This is a genomic window from Psychrobacillus psychrotolerans (assembly GCF_900115805.1).
GTDB lineage: Bacteria > Bacillota > Bacilli > Bacillales_A > Planococcaceae > Psychrobacillus > Psychrobacillus psychrotolerans.
Genome location: NZ_FOXU01000006.1, coordinates 40,341 through 56,753, shown reverse-complemented (window position 1 = coordinate 56,753; position 16,413 = coordinate 40,341). Strand labels below are relative to the sequence as shown.

15 protein-coding genes are annotated in these 16,413 nt (G+C 38.0%); 1 reads left to right on the top strand and 14 read right to left on the bottom strand.

Annotation, left to right across the window (positions count from 1 at the left end):
- Positions 1-2: 2 nt before the first annotated feature.
- From BM260_RS12345 to hprK, 12 genes are all read right to left on the bottom strand, one after another.
- Complete coding sequence (locus tag BM260_RS12345; protein ID WP_093537659.1) at positions 3-1,529, bottom strand: tetratricopeptide repeat protein; 1,527 nt, start codon at positions 1,527-1,529, stop codon at positions 3-5.
- Positions 1,530-1,604: 75 nt separating this feature from the next.
- Positions 1,605-2,231: a bifunctional phosphoribosyl-AMP cyclohydrolase/phosphoribosyl-ATP diphosphatase HisIE gene (gene hisIE / locus BM260_RS12340; RefSeq protein ID WP_093537658.1), complete on the bottom strand. Its 627-nt coding sequence runs from the start codon at positions 2,229-2,231 to the stop codon at positions 1,605-1,607.
- Between the two features lie 47 nt (positions 2,232-2,278).
- Positions 2,279-3,019, bottom strand: a complete 741-nt coding sequence (gene hisA, locus BM260_RS12335) for a 1-(5-phosphoribosyl)-5-[(5-phosphoribosylamino)methylideneamino]imidazole-4-carboxamide isomerase (RefSeq protein ID WP_093537657.1) — start codon at positions 3,017-3,019, stop codon at positions 2,279-2,281.
- A 15-nt stretch (positions 3,020-3,034) separates the two neighbouring features.
- Positions 3,035-3,631 carry an imidazoleglycerol-phosphate dehydratase HisB gene (gene hisB / locus BM260_RS12330; RefSeq protein WP_093537656.1) on the bottom strand — a complete coding sequence of 199 codons (597 nt, stop codon included), beginning with the start codon at positions 3,629-3,631 and terminating at the stop codon, positions 3,035-3,037.
- A complete protein-coding gene (gene hisD / locus BM260_RS12325; protein WP_093537655.1) occupies positions 3,628-4,911 on the bottom strand; it encodes a histidinol dehydrogenase in 1,284 nt (427 codons plus the stop codon). Before hisD ends, hisB begins: the two co-directional genes overlap by 4 nt.
- An 8-nt stretch (positions 4,912-4,919) precedes the next feature.
- On the bottom strand, positions 4,920-5,528 hold the full coding sequence (gene hisG, locus BM260_RS12320; RefSeq protein WP_245762730.1) for an ATP phosphoribosyltransferase: 609 nt from the start codon (positions 5,526-5,528) through the stop codon (positions 4,920-4,922).
- A 13-nt stretch (positions 5,529-5,541) separates the two neighbouring features.
- Positions 5,542-6,723, bottom strand: a complete 1,182-nt coding sequence (locus BM260_RS12315; protein WP_093537654.1) for an ATP phosphoribosyltransferase regulatory subunit — start codon at positions 6,721-6,723, stop codon at positions 5,542-5,544.
- A 619-nt stretch (positions 6,724-7,342) separates the two neighbouring features.
- On the bottom strand, positions 7,343-7,852 hold the full coding sequence (locus BM260_RS12310) for an acyltransferase (protein ID WP_093537653.1): 510 nt from the start codon (positions 7,850-7,852) through the stop codon (positions 7,343-7,345).
- Complete coding sequence (gene ppaX, locus BM260_RS12305) at positions 7,849-8,499, bottom strand: pyrophosphatase PpaX (RefSeq protein ID WP_093537652.1); 651 nt, start codon at positions 8,497-8,499, stop codon at positions 7,849-7,851. Before ppaX ends, BM260_RS12310 begins: the two co-directional genes overlap by 4 nt.
- Positions 8,496-9,434 carry a nucleoside recognition domain-containing protein gene (locus BM260_RS12300; protein ID WP_093537651.1) on the bottom strand — a complete coding sequence of 313 codons (939 nt, stop codon included), beginning with the start codon at positions 9,432-9,434 and terminating at the stop codon, positions 8,496-8,498. The genes ppaX and BM260_RS12300 overlap by 4 nt, the downstream gene beginning before the upstream one ends.
- Before the next feature lie 15 nt (positions 9,435-9,449).
- Positions 9,450-10,259, bottom strand: a complete 810-nt coding sequence (gene lgt, locus BM260_RS12295) for a prolipoprotein diacylglyceryl transferase (protein WP_093537650.1) — start codon at positions 10,257-10,259, stop codon at positions 9,450-9,452.
- Between the two features lie 23 nt (positions 10,260-10,282).
- Positions 10,283-11,218 carry an HPr(Ser) kinase/phosphatase gene (gene hprK, locus BM260_RS12290; protein WP_093537649.1) on the bottom strand — a complete coding sequence of 312 codons (936 nt, stop codon included), beginning with the start codon at positions 11,216-11,218 and terminating at the stop codon, positions 10,283-10,285.
- Between the two features lie 123 nt (positions 11,219-11,341).
- Between hprK and BM260_RS12285 the strand changes: the two genes are divergently transcribed.
- Positions 11,342-11,893, top strand: coding sequence for an N-acetylmuramoyl-L-alanine amidase family protein (locus BM260_RS12285; protein ID WP_093537648.1), 552 nt, complete (start codon positions 11,342-11,344; stop codon positions 11,891-11,893).
- A gap of 436 nt (positions 11,894-12,329) precedes the next feature.
- On the opposite strand, the gene BM260_RS12280 is transcribed toward BM260_RS12285, so the two are convergent.
- Positions 12,330-13,433 carry a DUF4097 family beta strand repeat-containing protein gene (locus BM260_RS12280; RefSeq protein WP_093537647.1) on the bottom strand — a complete coding sequence of 368 codons (1,104 nt, stop codon included), beginning with the start codon at positions 13,431-13,433 and terminating at the stop codon, positions 12,330-12,332.
- Between the two features lie 83 nt (positions 13,434-13,516).
- Positions 13,517-16,408, bottom strand: coding sequence for an excinuclease ABC subunit UvrA (gene uvrA / locus BM260_RS12275; protein WP_093537646.1), 2,892 nt, complete (start codon positions 16,406-16,408; stop codon positions 13,517-13,519).
- Positions 16,409-16,413 lie beyond the last annotated feature (5 nt).

The window sequence follows — 16,413 nt, the reverse complement described above, 5'->3', positions numbered from 1 at the left end:
GCCTACGCATCAAAAAGAGGCAAAAATGGCATTAGTTCGTTAATATATTTAGTCAATGTATTGGTCGTAATACCATATTGCTCGGCATAATATTTTTTCGTTACATTTTTAGAACGAGACGATTCAAACATATACTCCGTTGCTGCTGCTAATGCACTTGGATTTTTGAAGCTATAGCCTTTTTCTAGTGCACGTTCCACTAGTACAAACCACATTTGAAATAGAAATGTGTCTTCATGTTCCAACGGCTTATATTTATCATACAATAAATCTGTCGCTGCAATAGCCCGTAGGAAAGCTTTCTCCGCAGGAGATTTCTCATCAAAATCATGCCCCAATGAATTGGCAAGGAATAGTTTTTCCATCGTTGTTAGATTGTCTACAACAATCCATTTAGGATGTGAAATAATTTCTTGACGATGCTTAGATTTCCCTAACAAATAAAACCCATATATACGTTCACTCACATGCTTATGCTCGATCTTCTCTAAAATGTATTCCTTTTGAATTTTAGAAGCCGCATCATCTGATTCACTTTTCTGAGGTAACCAAGGTTCAAATCCAGCTTTTTCGGGATCAAGTTTTAATAACGACTTCCAAGCACTTTTAGCAATCTCTTCATGACCAGAGAAATAAGCAGAATGAGACAACCAGAAATAGAATCCTGGATCCCCTTCAAAACCTTTTCGCTGTAAGCTTCTCAGCCATTTAAATGCTTGATCATATTTGCCTATTAACGCAAATGTTGCACCTAACTTATAGCGATGTTCAACAAAGTAAGGGTTTATCTTTGCTAATAACTCTACGATTTCTTCCAGATCTTCTACATTTTTTTCATAGTAATGAATCACTGCTAAATTACATAGCGCGTGGATATTACCTCTATTTTCATGTAGGACATCATGTAATAACGCTTTCGCTTGTTCCTCTTCGCCAATATAAAAATAAGCAAGCGCCAAATTATTAAATGCCGCCCAAAAATCTGGATGATCCACCACGATAGATTCTAATAGCTCTACCGCCTCAGCAAACTTCCCTTGTTCCATCAAACGTCTCGATTTTTCTTGTAAAAATAACGCTTCACCTGATGGTGCATCTACTTGAAGTGAAACTATATCTTCCTGCTCAGTGAAGTCAACAATTTCCATTGCTTCTTCCGTATATTCCCCTTGTATATCCATTTCCAAATACATCTGAGCAAATTTATTGGCCTCTACAAAATTCCCGAGATGGGCATTTACTTCCGCTAAAAAGAAAACTATTTCAGACTCATTACCATCAATAGCATGGGCACTTCTCAAAAGCTCATGAGCTAGTTCAAAATTATCTATCTCCATTTGTAATATCGCATATTGTAGCAATATCATGGGATCATTAGGACTAAGTTCTGCTGCTCGTTTTAAATATTTATGTGCTTTTTCATATTGGTCTTTTTGTAGTTCATCTAATGCTTTTTTATAGTAGTATTCACCCGTAGGTAAAAACGATATGATATTTTCTCTAAGTACTTTTTTACTTTTTTTATTCAATATAATCCTCCGAAAAATAATAAGGAACGTTAAAAACGTCCCTTATTAGTATATTCTTCAGTATATCACATATATTTATTTTTTATCTGCTTTGGCTTCATGTCTCTTCTGTAATACTTGCAGTAAGTCATAGAAACTGACTTGTTGGTTTTGTAAAAGAACTAGTAAATGATATAGAAGATCTGCCGCTTCCCACTTCAGTTCTTCTCCATCATTATTTTTGGAAGCAATAATAACTTCAGATGCCTCTTCCCCCACTTTTTTACAAATTTTATCTACACCCTTTTCAAATAAGTACGTTGTATACGCACCTTCTGGCATCGACTGCTGTCTTTCTTCGATAACATTAATAAGAGAGGAGATTGCATTAAAGCCTACCGTGTCATCCATTTTCTCTACTGTCTTATGGAAGCATGTATCTTCTCCAGTATGACAAGCAGGTCCCGCTGGCAGTACTTCTACTACTAATGCATCCGAGTCACAGTCTGTCTTAATAGAAACTACTTTTTGCGTATTTCCCGAAGTTTCGCCCTTATGCCAAAGTTCCTGTCTGCTACGGCTAAAAAACCATACTTCTCCGGTTTCTACCGTTTTTGCATAAGCTTCCTCATTCATATACGCAAGAGTTAATACTTCTCTTGTCATCGCGTGTTGCACAATTACAGGTATTAAACCTTTTTCATCAAATGTTAAATTAGTCATGATAGTTTTACTCCTCTTTCATTCGATATTACCGAATGGTTATTTACTTATTTAATCGATTCTTGAAGTGCTTCAGAAAGCGTAAACCGCTCATTGTACAATGCTTTACCTGTAATTACACCAGCAACTGTAGTCGTTTGCGCTAATTTTGCTACGGCTGCAATATCTTCTAACGAACTAATCCCACCCGATACAATAATAGATAATCCCGTTTCTTCAGCAAGTTCTTTGTTTGCCAGTAAGTTTGGTCCTTGAAGCGTTCCATCTGTTGCAATATCCGTAAAGATAACGTGTTTGGCACCTTTAGAAGCAAAAAACTGACCGACCTCAACGGCAGATTGCGTAGAGGTTTCTAGCCACCCGTGTGTAGCCACCATGCCATCTTTTGCATCTAGTCCAATGACAATTCGGTCACCGCCGAATTCTTCCAATAACTCTACTACTAAGTCCGGTTGTGAAATAGCAAGACTTCCTATAATTACCCTATTTACACCGTTATTCAAATAAAATAAAACGTCTTCTTTCGTACGAATGCCTCCACCAATTTGTACACTAACTGGTAGCTCTTTTGCAATGCGTATAACTACGTCGGCATGAATTTTTTCACCATCTTTTGCCCCATCTAAATCCACTAGATGAATCCATGTAGCACCTTCATCTGCAAACTTCTTAGCCATATCGAATGGAGAATCTCCATAAACGGTTTCTTGCTCATAATCTCCCTGATACAGGCGGACACATTTTCCACCTTTCATATCAATTGCGGGGTAAACTTGAATCGACGTCATATTATTCTCTCCTTCTTATGTAAGTAGACCTTTTGTAGAAGGAACACCCTTCACTCGATCGTCTTTTGTAATAGCATCATCAATAGCTCGAGCTAATGCTTTGAAAATTGATTCAATTATATGATGTGTATTTGCACCATAATGAACGATTACATGTACATTCATACGTGCCTCCAAGGCAAATTTCCAGAGAAATTCATGAACAAGTTCTGTATCAAAATTCCCTACTTTTTCAGTTGGAAACTGTGCACGAAACTCTAAATGTGGACGATTCGAAATATCAATGACTACTTGTGCTAAAGCATCATCCATTGGTACAAAGGCATTACCATAGCGTTTAATACCTGTTTTGTCTCCTAATGCTTCTTTTACCGCTTGTCCTAGAACAATACCGATGTCTTCTGTCGTATGGTGATCATCAATATATGTATCTCCCTTAGCTTTAATAGATGCATCAAATAAGCCATGCTTAGTAAATAAATCTAGCATGTGATCCATAAATGGTACTCCTGTATCTATGTCCGCTTTTCCTTCACCATCTAAATCTATTTCAACCCATACTTTTGTTTCGTTCGTCATTCTTTCTATTTTTGCCGTTCTTTTGTTTGTCATTGCGAATCCCCCTTATCCCAACTTCTTGACTCTACAGACCTAGCATGCCCTTCTAGTTGCTCTAGTCTCGCTAAGCGTGCAATTTTAGGGTATTGCTCCTGCCACATTTCTTTCGAATAGTAGACGACACTTGTTTTCTTCACAAAATCATCTACACATAATCCACTTGAAAATCTTGCCGTGCTATTTGTCGGAAGTACATGATTGGTACCCGCAAAATAATCACCTACTGGCTCACTACTGAATCTCCCGATGAAAATAGCTCCAGCATGCTTAATTTTTTTACTGAGTTCCTCTGGTTGCTTTGTAATAATTTCCAAATGCTCTGGTGCAAGTTCATTAACCGCATCTACCGCTTGTTCTAATGATTCTGCAATATAGATATATCCGAAGTTTTCAATAGATGCACGAGCAATTTCTTCTCTCGGAAGAAGCTTTAATTGTCTTTCTACTTCTGAGGAAACTTGTTCTGCCAGAGTTTCACTTGTAGTGATTAAAACAGAGCTTGCAAATCGATCATGCTCTGCTTGCGCCAGAAGATCGGCTGCTACTTCGTCTGCATAGGCAGTTTCATCTGCAATTATCGTTATTTCACTTGGACCAGCTATCATATCGATTGCAACTCTACCAAACACTTCTCTTTTAGCAAGTGCTACAAAGCTATTTCCCGGTCCCGTAATCTTATCTACCGCTCTTATCGACTCAGTACCGTAGGCCAAAGCCGCTATAGCTTGAGCACCGCCAACTTTATATATTTCGGTAATGCCAGCTATACGAGCTGCTACTAATACTGAATCAGGTAGTTTTCCATTACTCGATGGTGGTGATACAATAACCACCCTGCCTACTCCTGCTACTAATGCAGGTATTGCGTTCATTAGTACCGACGAAGGATAAGCAGCTGTTCCACCTGGTACATATAAACCTACCGCATCTAATGGTGAAATTTTGTATTGAATATAAGAATTGTTAGCTAATGGAAAGTCTATTTGTTTGCGAACCTGCTCTGTATGAAATACGCGAATATTAGCAGCTGCCTCTTCCAAATCACCTATCAATTGTCTATCAAAATTAGCATACGCTTCGTCCATCTCTTCTTTGGTTACTTTGAGTGATGTGAGTTTTGCGCCATCCCATTTTTCTGTGTAACGAAAAAGTGCTAGATCACCATTTTTTCGTACATCCGTAATTACCTCACGAACTGTCGTTAAATGATCGGCATTTGCTTGTTCCACCGAACGCAATAATGAAATTGTATTTGTAAGCTTTTCTATTCTCATAGGATTCCCTACCTTTTGTTCAATTCATTTTTTAGTTGTGCAATAAAAGCATTAATCCGTTCACTTTTTACTCGGTAGCTTACCGGATTAACGATCAACCGCGAGGAAATGGGTACAATTTTTTCATATTCTACTAAGCCATTTTCCTTAAGAGTCTGTCCAGTGGAAACAATGTCGACAATGCGATCTGCAAGACCGATCATTGGAGCCAGCTCAATCGATCCATTCAACTCTATGATTTCGACTTGCTCTCCTTTTTCCTTATAGAAGTTTGTTGCGATTCTAGGATACTTTGTAGCAACACGTGGAGCAATATCGTTCATCGTTGTGTTCGGAAGACCTGCAGTAGCAATATAACAATTACTAATTTGTAAATCTAACAGTTCATGGACATCACGATGCTGCTCTAGCAAAACATCCTTGCCCGCAATACCGATATCCGCTACACCATGTTCAACGTATACAGGTACATCCATCGGTTTTGCCAATATGAATTGAATGCGCTCGTCGGGAGCCTCTACGATTAACTTTCTAGAATCATCAATCTCGGCCGGTAAGTTAAATCCTGCTTGGACAAATAGTTTATATGCTTCTTCAAAAATACGACCTTTTGGCATTGCAATTGTTAATTCATTCTTCACGGAAAGAACCACCTTCGGACACGATAATGACTTCATCGAAAATTTGTTTAAACGCTTCAATATCACTTACACTCTCCGCGTATTGCAGTGTCACATATTCGGATGCATTTCTTCTAGCTTCCGCTAACACATTCGCTTTAGAAAAAGAGCCTTTATCAAATAAAAGAAGTGTGCGCTTTTCTTTCATTAGTTGCTTCGGTAAAACTTCCAATAATCGATCTACTCGGATACCAAATCCAGTAGCTCCTACTTTTTCGTTGAACTGTTTAAATAACTCATCATATCGACCACCATTTCCAATAGAGAAGCCACTTCCTGCTGCATGAATCTCAAACAGCATGCCTGTGTAATAGCTCATATGACTTGCCAAAGAGAAATCAAAAGAGACAACCGAAAAGTCATTCAATTGGAATTCTAATAGAGCTTGAAGTTCTTCCACTTGATCAATTAAGTATTGTTGATCGTCATTAAGGAATTGACGGAAATCAGAAAATACATTGGAATCGATTGTAAATTCTATTATTTTACTTAGTCTATCTTTTTGTTCTTCTAGTAAGTTCATGCTTTCTAACATTTGTGAGAAACCTACTAAATTCTTCTCAACTAAAAGTTGTCTAAGCAATTCAACTTCTTCATTATTATTCGTGTTGTTTGTCAAGAAAGCCGTTAGAATTTCAGCGTGACCGATTGTAATTCGGAAGCCTTCTACTCCTAAATCCTTCAACAGTTCTATTGCTGTATAAATTATTTCACTATCAGCATAAGGACTAAAATCCCCAATCAGTTCGAGTCCTAGCTGCTCAAACTCTGCTGGTCTTCCGCCTTCTCGCTGTTGTGCTCGAAATACATCCGCATAGTACGCTAAGCGTAATGGATTTTTTTCCTTCAATAACTTAGAAGCTGCTATTCTAGCAATCGGTGTCGTCATATCGGGACGTAAAACTAGCATCTCGCCTTGGTTGTCTACTAGTTTAAACAAAGATGATTCATCAATAGCGGAAGCCTTTCCTATTGTTTCGAAATACTCCACGGATGGCGTTTTTATAAAGTCGTACCCTTTTCTTCGTATAAAGTCTCTTGCTGTTAATCGTATGTATTCTTTTTGTTCGTTTACTTCTGGAAACGAATCTCTCATTCCCAGAGGTTTTTCAAACATTTGAATTTTGCTCACATTACCACTCCTAAAAATACTTTAGTACACTAGAGAACTAACAAGATGAATTAATAAAATTTTATACTATTTTAACCATTTCGTCAACTTGTTGGTATTCCCTCTTTTTGAGTGAGATATTTTTAGTGGAGAGAATTTATCAGTGGTAATAAGGAGCGAGATTGTTTAGTTGGAATTTTGGTGCTGGTAGTTGGAATTTTGAAGGGGGTAGTTGGAATTTTTGCATGTTTAGTTGGAATTTTGAGCCCTTTAGTTGGATAGTAAATTTTCCACACACAAAAAAGGCTATCCAAAATAGGATAGCCTTCAGACTGTAGACAAACTTAATTTAGATGTATAGAGTTGAATATTAAACTCGGCAAGGCCCACCACTTCGCTTTCCGTGGGATTGGCTTCAGCCTCCTCGTCACTACGTTCCTGCGGGGTCTTCAGCTCAAGCTAATCCCACTGGAGTCTTCGTGGTGGACCTTGCCTTCTAAACAGTTCCAATAGAGTATTCAATATCTTACTTTTAATAGGATGAATAAAAGCCTTATGAATATTTATTACTTTCATAACCATTTATAAAAATACCTTTGTCGTCAAACTGAAGGCTATCCATTATAGGATAGCCTTTCCATCAGTTTTCACTTCGTTCTATCATTTGTTCCTTTGTATAGATAATGCGCATTGGGTTTCCTCCAACAAAGCATCCTTCTGGGACATCGGCATTGACGAGAGTTGCCGCAGAAACAATTGCGTCATCTCCAATTGTAATGCCAGGTAAAATGGTCGTATTTGCACCAATTAATACTCGATTACCAATTATGACATCACCGATACGATATTCATCGATCAAATATTCATGTGCTAGAATTGTCGTATTGTAGCCAATAATGGAATTGTCGCCTACTTTAATACGCTCTGGGAACATGACATCCACCATCACCATTAAAGCAAAAGAAGTTTCCTTTCCTACCTCCATTTTCAAAAAAGTCCGATAGAAAAAGTTCTTCCAACTTAAAAATGGGGAATATCTAGCCGCCTGTATAAAGATAAAATTTTTCATCACTTTCCAAAATGGAACAGTGTCGTATACATGCCATAGAGAGTTTGCACCTTTTACAGGATAACGCTCGGTCCTTCTCATATATGCTGCCCTTTTACTATATCTAGTAGGTCACTCATTTGATGAAGCATATAAGTAGGATTAAAAGTAGCTAAGTGTGCTTCTCCTTTGATGGACCAAGCTACAGCTGCTGTATCAACACCAGCTCTTTGCCCTCCTTCAATATCATGGAAGTTGTCGCCAATCATCAGGGCGTCTTCCTTATTAGCTCCAATTCTTTGAAGTGCTATTTGGATAGGCTCAGGGTCTGGCTTTGTATGCGTAACATCCTCGAATCCCACAATCGTATCAAATAATGTTGCACACCCCATTAATTGGAGACCTCGATCAATCATTTCTCTTCTTTTAGTAGAAACAATTGCCATTTTATAGCCATCCTGCTTTAGTTGTCGTAAAGTATCTACGACCCCTTCAAACGGTACTACCATCTGGTCATGTCTTTCTAGGTTCCATTTACGATAAGATGCAGTTAAAGTCTCCGTTAATGTTGGATCTATTCCATCAAATGTTTCATATAATGGTGGACCTAAAAAAGGTAGCACATGCTCCCGACTATATTTCCCCGGAAATGTTTCTCCTAATACGTGTAAAAAAGATTCAATAATTAGTTCGTTCGTATCTAATAATGTACCGTCTAAATCAAAAAGTAGGGCTTTATAGTTTTTCACGGGACTACCACTTCCTTATGTTTACTTTGCTCCGCTTTCCTCCAAACATAAGCTACTACAATTGTTAATACGAAAGCGGTTATTAATCTTATTAATAGTAATGGCCATATTGGAATTCCTAATGGTATAAAGATTAATGTATCCTCGACCACTGCGTGACATGCCACTAAGAATATAAAGACCAATGTTGCATCCTTTTTACTAACTCCATCCTCTTGCACTGCTTGAATCATTACACCTGCGCCATAAGCAAGCCCAATCGTCAGGCCTGCTACAAGTGTAAGAGAAGCATTTGGTTGTACGCCAATAACTTTCGTAAAGGGAGCTAGCTTTTCTGAGAACTTTTGCAAGTAATTTCGGTCTTTCAAAAATTGGATGATGACCATTAATGGTATAACGATTAGCGCTAATTGTATAACACCGAACGTGGCCTTCTGTAAGCCAAGCAAAATAATTTCTCCCCATCCATCAGGAACTTGCTGACTTACTTTTAGCGCACCATATTTTGCTACCTCTCCGCCTCCTTGCCACACAAGATTAATAATGACAGCAGAAAGGATTGCCAAACCAAATCGTACAACCAAAACAACCCATAATTTCACTCCAACGCGAAGGGCAACTCCAGTTTCAATGAAAATATTATGTGAAAAGGAAAGCATTGTCGCTAATATGAAAACTTCTTTTACAGTTAACTCCAAAGATAGTATACCTGCGATCCCGGCATATAAATTTAATGCGTTTCCTAGCACTAAAGGAATAGCTGCTTCTCCCCGAAGTCCCAATAACCCCATAAACGGCGAGATGAAATCAATAATCCAAGGAAGAACAGGAGTATATTGTAAAATCACTACAATTAATGTAATCGGGAAGATTACTTTACTTAATGTCCATGTTGTTTTAAGACCAGCTAACAGTCCGTTTTTCAACGTCCCCATCTTATCCCAGCTTTCTTACTTATCCTGATAATGAACAACAGGTTTGACTGTCATTCTTCTATATATAAATACAATTAGAGCAACTACAATGGTCACTATTGAAACGACCTGTGCAGTTCGCAACTCCCCTATTAAATAGAGACTGTCCGTACGCATTCCTTCGATGAAGAATCGGCCAATAGAATACCACACGGCATAAAACAGCACCATTTCCCCTCGACGTAAATTTACTTTTCGAAGCAATATTAATATGATCACGCCTACAAAGTTCCAAATGGATTCATATAAAAAAGTTGGGTGATAATATTTTCCATCTATATACATTTGTTCAATAATCCAATTGGGAAGCATTAAATTTTCTAAGAAAGTTCTCGTTACTTCTCCACCATGAGCTTCTTGATTGATGAAATTTCCCCACCGACCAATAGCCTGACCGATTAAAATACTAGGTGCTACTATATCTGCAACCTTCCAAAAAGAAGAGCCGCGTTTTTTGGTGAAAATATAGGCCGTGATAAACGATCCTATCAACGCCCCATGAATGGCAATTCCACCATTCCAAATTTCAATAATTTTGCCAGGGTTTTGACCATAGAAATCCCATTTAAAAATAACATAGTAAATTCGCGCACTAAGAATAGCAATGGGAACCGCCCAAATAAGTAAATCGGTTAAATAATCCGGATGAAATCCTCGTTTTACCATTTCTTTTTGTGCCACGAAAAATGCTAATACGATACCTAGAGCAATGATTACTCCATACCAACGTACTGATAACGGTCCTAGCGAAAAAGCTACTGGATCAATTATTTGTAACAAACTCATATGTATCTCCCTTCAAGCATCATTTAATAATCCACTTCTGTATTTTGTTCTATAACATCATTTAAACGTTTAGCGAAATCTTCCGCAGCATTTACACCCATTTTTTTCAATCGATGATTCATGGCTGCCACTTCAATTATAACTGCTATATTTCGACCAGGGCGAACTGGAACAGTTAACTTCGTAATTGCTGTATTAATAATTTCCATTTTCTCTTCTTCTAGACCTAGGCGATCATATGTCTTTTTCTCATCCCAGATTTCTAATTCGATTACAAGCGTTATACGCTTATAACTCCGAATTGCACTTGCTCCGAATAAGGTCATTATGTCGATAATACCTAATCCGCGGATTTCTAAAAGATGCTCGATTAACTGCGGCGCACTTCCAACTAGCGTGTCCTCGCCCTCTTGTCTAATCTCTACACAATCATCCGCTACTAAACGGTGACCCCTTTTCACTAACTCTAACGCCGTTTCACTTTTTCCGACTCCACTTTTCCCGGTGATTAGCACACCAACCCCATAAATATCTACAAGTACCCCATGTACTGCAGTTGAAGGCGCTAACCTACTTTCTAAAAAGTTTGTAAGCATACTAGAAAATCTTGTAGTAGGCAAACTTGTCGTTAATACAGGAACCGAACTTTCATTGGATGCAGCGATTAACTCCTTCGGTACATCCATTCCGTGTGAGACAATGATGACCGGTGTATCTTGTGCACAAAGTCTTCTCATTCGTTCACTTTTTTCTTTCGGCTGTAGCAAAGCAAAAAAAGAAATCTCTGTCTTTCCTAAAAGCTGTATACGATTTGAAGGATAATGTGTAAAGTAACCTGCAATTTCAATTCCTGGTCTGGAAATATCACTCATGGAAATGTGACGTCCAATACCTTCTTCCCCACTTATTAATGTGAGATTCAAATGCTCTTTTATATCTTTCGTCGTCACATGTGACATACCCCTTAACTCCCTTCGTCCTACATTTGCAAACCTAGTACTTATTTTATCATGATTGTCTACTTAAATTGTATCCATTTATCTTTTCTTCTTCTATTTAAGAGAGGAAGGGAGGTTTTTCCGATGAAAATTATGTTGGATGCTGGCCACGGACCTAATACTGCGGGGAAACGTACACTAGATGGAAAAATGAAAGAATTTGAATTTAATGAGGCTGTTGCACAGTTTGTTAAAAAGGAACTGACTGCTTTCGGACTAATAGTTATTAATAGTCATGACAGAGGGAGGGATGTTCCTTTAAACGAAAGAACAGCTTTAGCAAATAAAATGGAAGTGGATGTATTTATTTCTATCCATGCGAATGCATTCGGGACAACATGGAATAATACGAGTGGAATTGAAACCTTCACCTATACGAAGCCTTCCAAACAGTCCACTATTCTCGCATCGCTTATCCAAAACTCTTTATGTTCGATTACAGGAAGATTAAACAGAGGAGTGAAAAAAGCAGACTTTGCGGTTGTTCGAGATACAAGAATGCCTGCAGTACTAGTGGAATGCGGATTCATGACGAATAAAAATGAAGCAATCTTACTTCAATCCACGAATTACAGAATGCACTGTGCAAAAGCCATCACCTATGCAATTCTATGTTGGATTCAACAGAAACGTTAAACTTGAAAAGATATACTGTAAAAAATACGTCCATACATAGGTATGGCGTTGTTTTCCGCTCTGGTCGGACGCTTTCCGTGGGCACGGCTTCAATCTCCTCGTCACTACGAAATCACGTGCTCGTGCTGTTCCCACTGGAGTCACCGACCTGCGCTCCAATCAACAATATCCACTTGAGGTAAACGAATAACTGACTACAATAGTACGTATTTATTCATAAGTTTATATGGAAATAATTAATGTTGAAATGAACTCTAGTACAAAGAGCGTTAAGTGAAGACTCCGCAGGAACGTACCAATGGAACAAAGGATAAGTACCCCACATCGTGTAGCAACTCCCGCGGTAAACGTACATCTAAAACAGAAATCCGTAATATCATTTTATTATCTTTGCACATAAAAAAATGGAGGGGATATTATCCCCCTCCATTTTTTCTTATTCTCCTTCTACTGTATAACGGACAACAACAGATCCTGTTTTTGCATCACCGTATACTCGTAAAGGTACAGCTTCAGAATCGACTATTTTCGTGAATCCAACCTTTTTGTTTAACAGCTGCTCAGATTGATTTAAGTGCGTAACATCAGCCAATTGAACATCTATCTTACCAATTTGGGAAGTAGCTTCTCCTTTAATCGAAACATCTTTTGGAATATACAGTTCGACCGTTCCAGCTACTGCCGTTCCTTCTATTTTACGTGCTGCTTTATCTTTTGTTGTTAAAATAACATGTCCACTAACCGATGAGCCCTCAATTTCTTTAAGCTTGCCATCTACGTAAATACGACCATTCATCGTCTCTACTTCAATTGTTTCTCCTACAACCCTTTGAACTTGAACCGATCCATTAACCGTTTCTATATCAGCTCTTTCAAACTTCAAGTCCTCTAATTCTACTTTTCCGTTTGTAGTCTTCACTTTAAATGAATTCGCTTCTAAATTCTTAGCTAAGAACTCACCATTAAACAATCGAGCAGAAATATAGTTATACTCTTTAGTCGGTACATATAACGTTACTTGAACAGAAGTGGTTTTCATATCACTATACAGACGTAATTTGTTTCCTTCTGTTGTAAATATAAACTCCTCACGGAAACGTGCCTTTGCTTCCTCTTCAGATGAATTCTTAAAGGATTTAACTTTGACACTAGCATGCGCATGCTTTTCTTCCGACGGAAGTACTTCCACTTTACCATTCGCAATATTAATAGAGATATCTGTGAAATCTGTATCCGCTTGGACGAATTCTTCTTCAAATACAACCGGTTCTCCAAATGGCATTTCAAAATCTTTCATTTTGTCGACGGTACCTTGCATAAACTGCATAAATCTTTCACCCATCACGGTAAAATCACGCTTCAAGTCCTCGACGAAATCGGTATTATTATTCGATGACTTTTTATATTCTTTTTCCTCAGGGACAAACGGTGTAACAGGTGCTGTTTGTTTTCCAAGCTCTTCTAGTAATGCCAATGCTTCTTGTGCAGTAATCGTGCCATTTTCAACCATATCTAAAATACGTTTTCGTTCTTCTTGCATAGTGAAAGGCCTCCTCATGAATTTATACTATAAATCATTTTTACTTACATTACTTTATACGAATGAAAAATCAAAAAGTTTCATCATGTAGTGGATACTGGACTTTTTTTCTTTTTAGTTGCTTTCGCTACAACATCATCCATCCGTTGTCGATCTCTTTCTAAAACGGTTTTCAAGTACTTCCCTGTATAGGAATCTTTTGATGCAGCAATTTTTTCAGGTGAACCTACCGCAATGATGGTACCACCCTTTTCTCCACCTTCAGGTCCTAAATCAATCATATAATCTGCTGTTTTAATGACATCTAAATTATGCTCAATTACTAGCACGCTATCACCGTTATCTACTAAACGTTGAAGTACGATCAATAATCTTGCGATATCATCTACATGCAGACCCGTAGTTGGCTCATCTAAAATATAAAATGACTTCCCGTTAGAGCGCTTGTGTAATTCAGAAGCCAGTTTAACCCGCTGTGCCTCACCACCAGAAAGTGTTGTAGCAGGTTGTCCTAATTCCATATACCCTAATCCTACATCTACGATCGTTTTTATCTTCCGGCTTATTTTTGGATGATTCTCAAAAAAGGCATAGCCATCCTCTGCAGTCATTTTTAAAATATCCGCTATATTTTTACCTTTGTAATGTACTTCCAGTGTTTCACGATTATATCTTTTACCATGACAGACTTCGCATGGCACATAGACATCTGGCAAGAAATGCATTTCAATTTTGAGTATTCCATCTCCGCGACATGCCTCACAGCGGCCGCCTTTTACATTGAAGCTAAATCTTCCTTTTTTATACCCTCTTACTTTTGCTTCATTTGTTGTTGCAAAAAGGTCTCGTATATCATCAAACACACCCGTATAGGTAGCGGGATTAGATCTTGGGGTACGTCCAATTGGCGATTGGTCAATCTCAATCACTTTTTCTAACATTTCTATACCCTCAACACCTTTACTAATACCAGGTTTAACTCGAGAGCGATTTAACTTTTGTGCTAATGATTTATATAATATTTCGTTGACTAATGTACTTTTACCAGATCCTGAAACTCCTGTCACAGCGGTAAATACGCCTAACGGAATATCTACACTGACATTTTTTAAGTTGTTTTCAGAAGCGCCTTTTATTTTGATAAAGCGACCGTCTGGTTTTCTTCTTTCAGCTGGAAGTGGAATGAACTTTTTCCCGCTTAAATATTGTCCTGTTAGTGACTTTTTGTTTTTCATCACTTGTTCAGGAGTTCCTGCAGCGATTATCTCTCCACCATGCACTCCTGCACCAGGTCCCACATCTATCAAATAGTCAGCAGCCATCATTGTATCTTCATCATGCTCTACTACAATTAAGGTATTTCCTATATCTCTCATGTTTTTTAGAGTCTCAATTAATCGATCGTTATCCCGCTGATGTAAACCAATAGAAGGTTCATCTAAAATATATAACACACCAGTCAGTCTTGATCCGATTTGAGTAGCTAAACGAATACGTTGGGCTTCTCCTCCGGATAGAGTTCCTGAAGCACGGTTCAATGTTAAATAGTCTAATCCCACATTCTCTAAAAATCCTAATCGTTCATGAATTTCTCTCAACACAAGACGAGCAATTTGCATATCTTTTTCTGATAAGGACAACTCCGCGAAAAATTTATTTGCTTCTTCAATGGAGAACCTTGTAATTTCACCGATATGAAGGGAATTTATTTTTACCGCAAGCGTTTCCTCTTTTAAACGATAACCTTTACATGCAGGGCAATCGTGTTGCTCCATATACTTCTCCATTTGCTCACGAATATAATCCGATGACGTATCTTTGAATCTGCGTTCAATATTAGCAAGGACACCTTCAAATGACATTTCACTATCACGAACTTGGCCAAATTCATTTTCATAGCGAAAACGAATTTTATCGTCTCCTGATCCATACAAAATTTTGTTCCATTGATCGATTGGTAGTTTTTCAACTGGAACATTCATTTTTATTTTGTAATGCTTACAAACGGCTTCTAATAGCTTCGGGTAATACTGAGAGCTTGTTGGTTGCCATGCGACAATTGCTCCATCTGCTAAGGAAATACTTTTATCTGGAACGACTAATTCCGCATCTACTTCTAACTTAGTACCAAGTCCGTCACACTGCCCACAAGCTCCAAAGGGACTGTTGAACGAAAACATACGAGGCTCTAATTCTCCAATAGAAAAACCACATATTGGACAGGCATGATGTTCACTAAATAGAACTTCTTCGTGCTCCATAACATCTATTAAAACTCTACCATCTGCAAGTCTTAGTGCAGACTCTAGGGAATCACTAAGTCTTGGGGCAACTCCTTCTTTCATGATAATTCGGTCAATAACCACTTCAATATTATGTTTTTTATTTTTGTCTAGATTGATATCATCATCTAAATCGATTAACTCCCCATCGATACGTACTCGAACGAAACCTTCTTTTTTCATCTCTTCCAAAAGTTTGACATGCGTTCCTTTACGACCTGAAACAATGGGTGCTAACACCTGCATTTTTGTTTTTTCCGGGTATTCACTTAAGCGATCGACCATTTGTTCAATCGTTTGTGATGAAATTTCAATACCATGATTGGGACATATCGGTTTTCCAACTCGCGCATACAATAGTCGCATATAATCATAAATTTCCGTCACCGTTGCTACAGTGGAACGTGGATTTTTACTCGTTGTTTTTTGATCGATGGAAATAGCTGGTGATAAACCCTCAATAACATCAACATCTGGCTTTTCCATTTGTCCTAAAAATTGTCGTGCATACGCAGACAATGACTCTACATAGCGTCTTTGACCTTCCGCGTAGATAGTATCAAAAGCTAAAGAAGACTTACCAGAGCCAGAAAGTCCAGTCATGACTACTAGCTTGTCTCTTGGTATTTTCAAGCTAACATTTTTTAAATTATTTGCACGTGCACCTTGAATAACGATTTCTTGATTTTTCAATACAT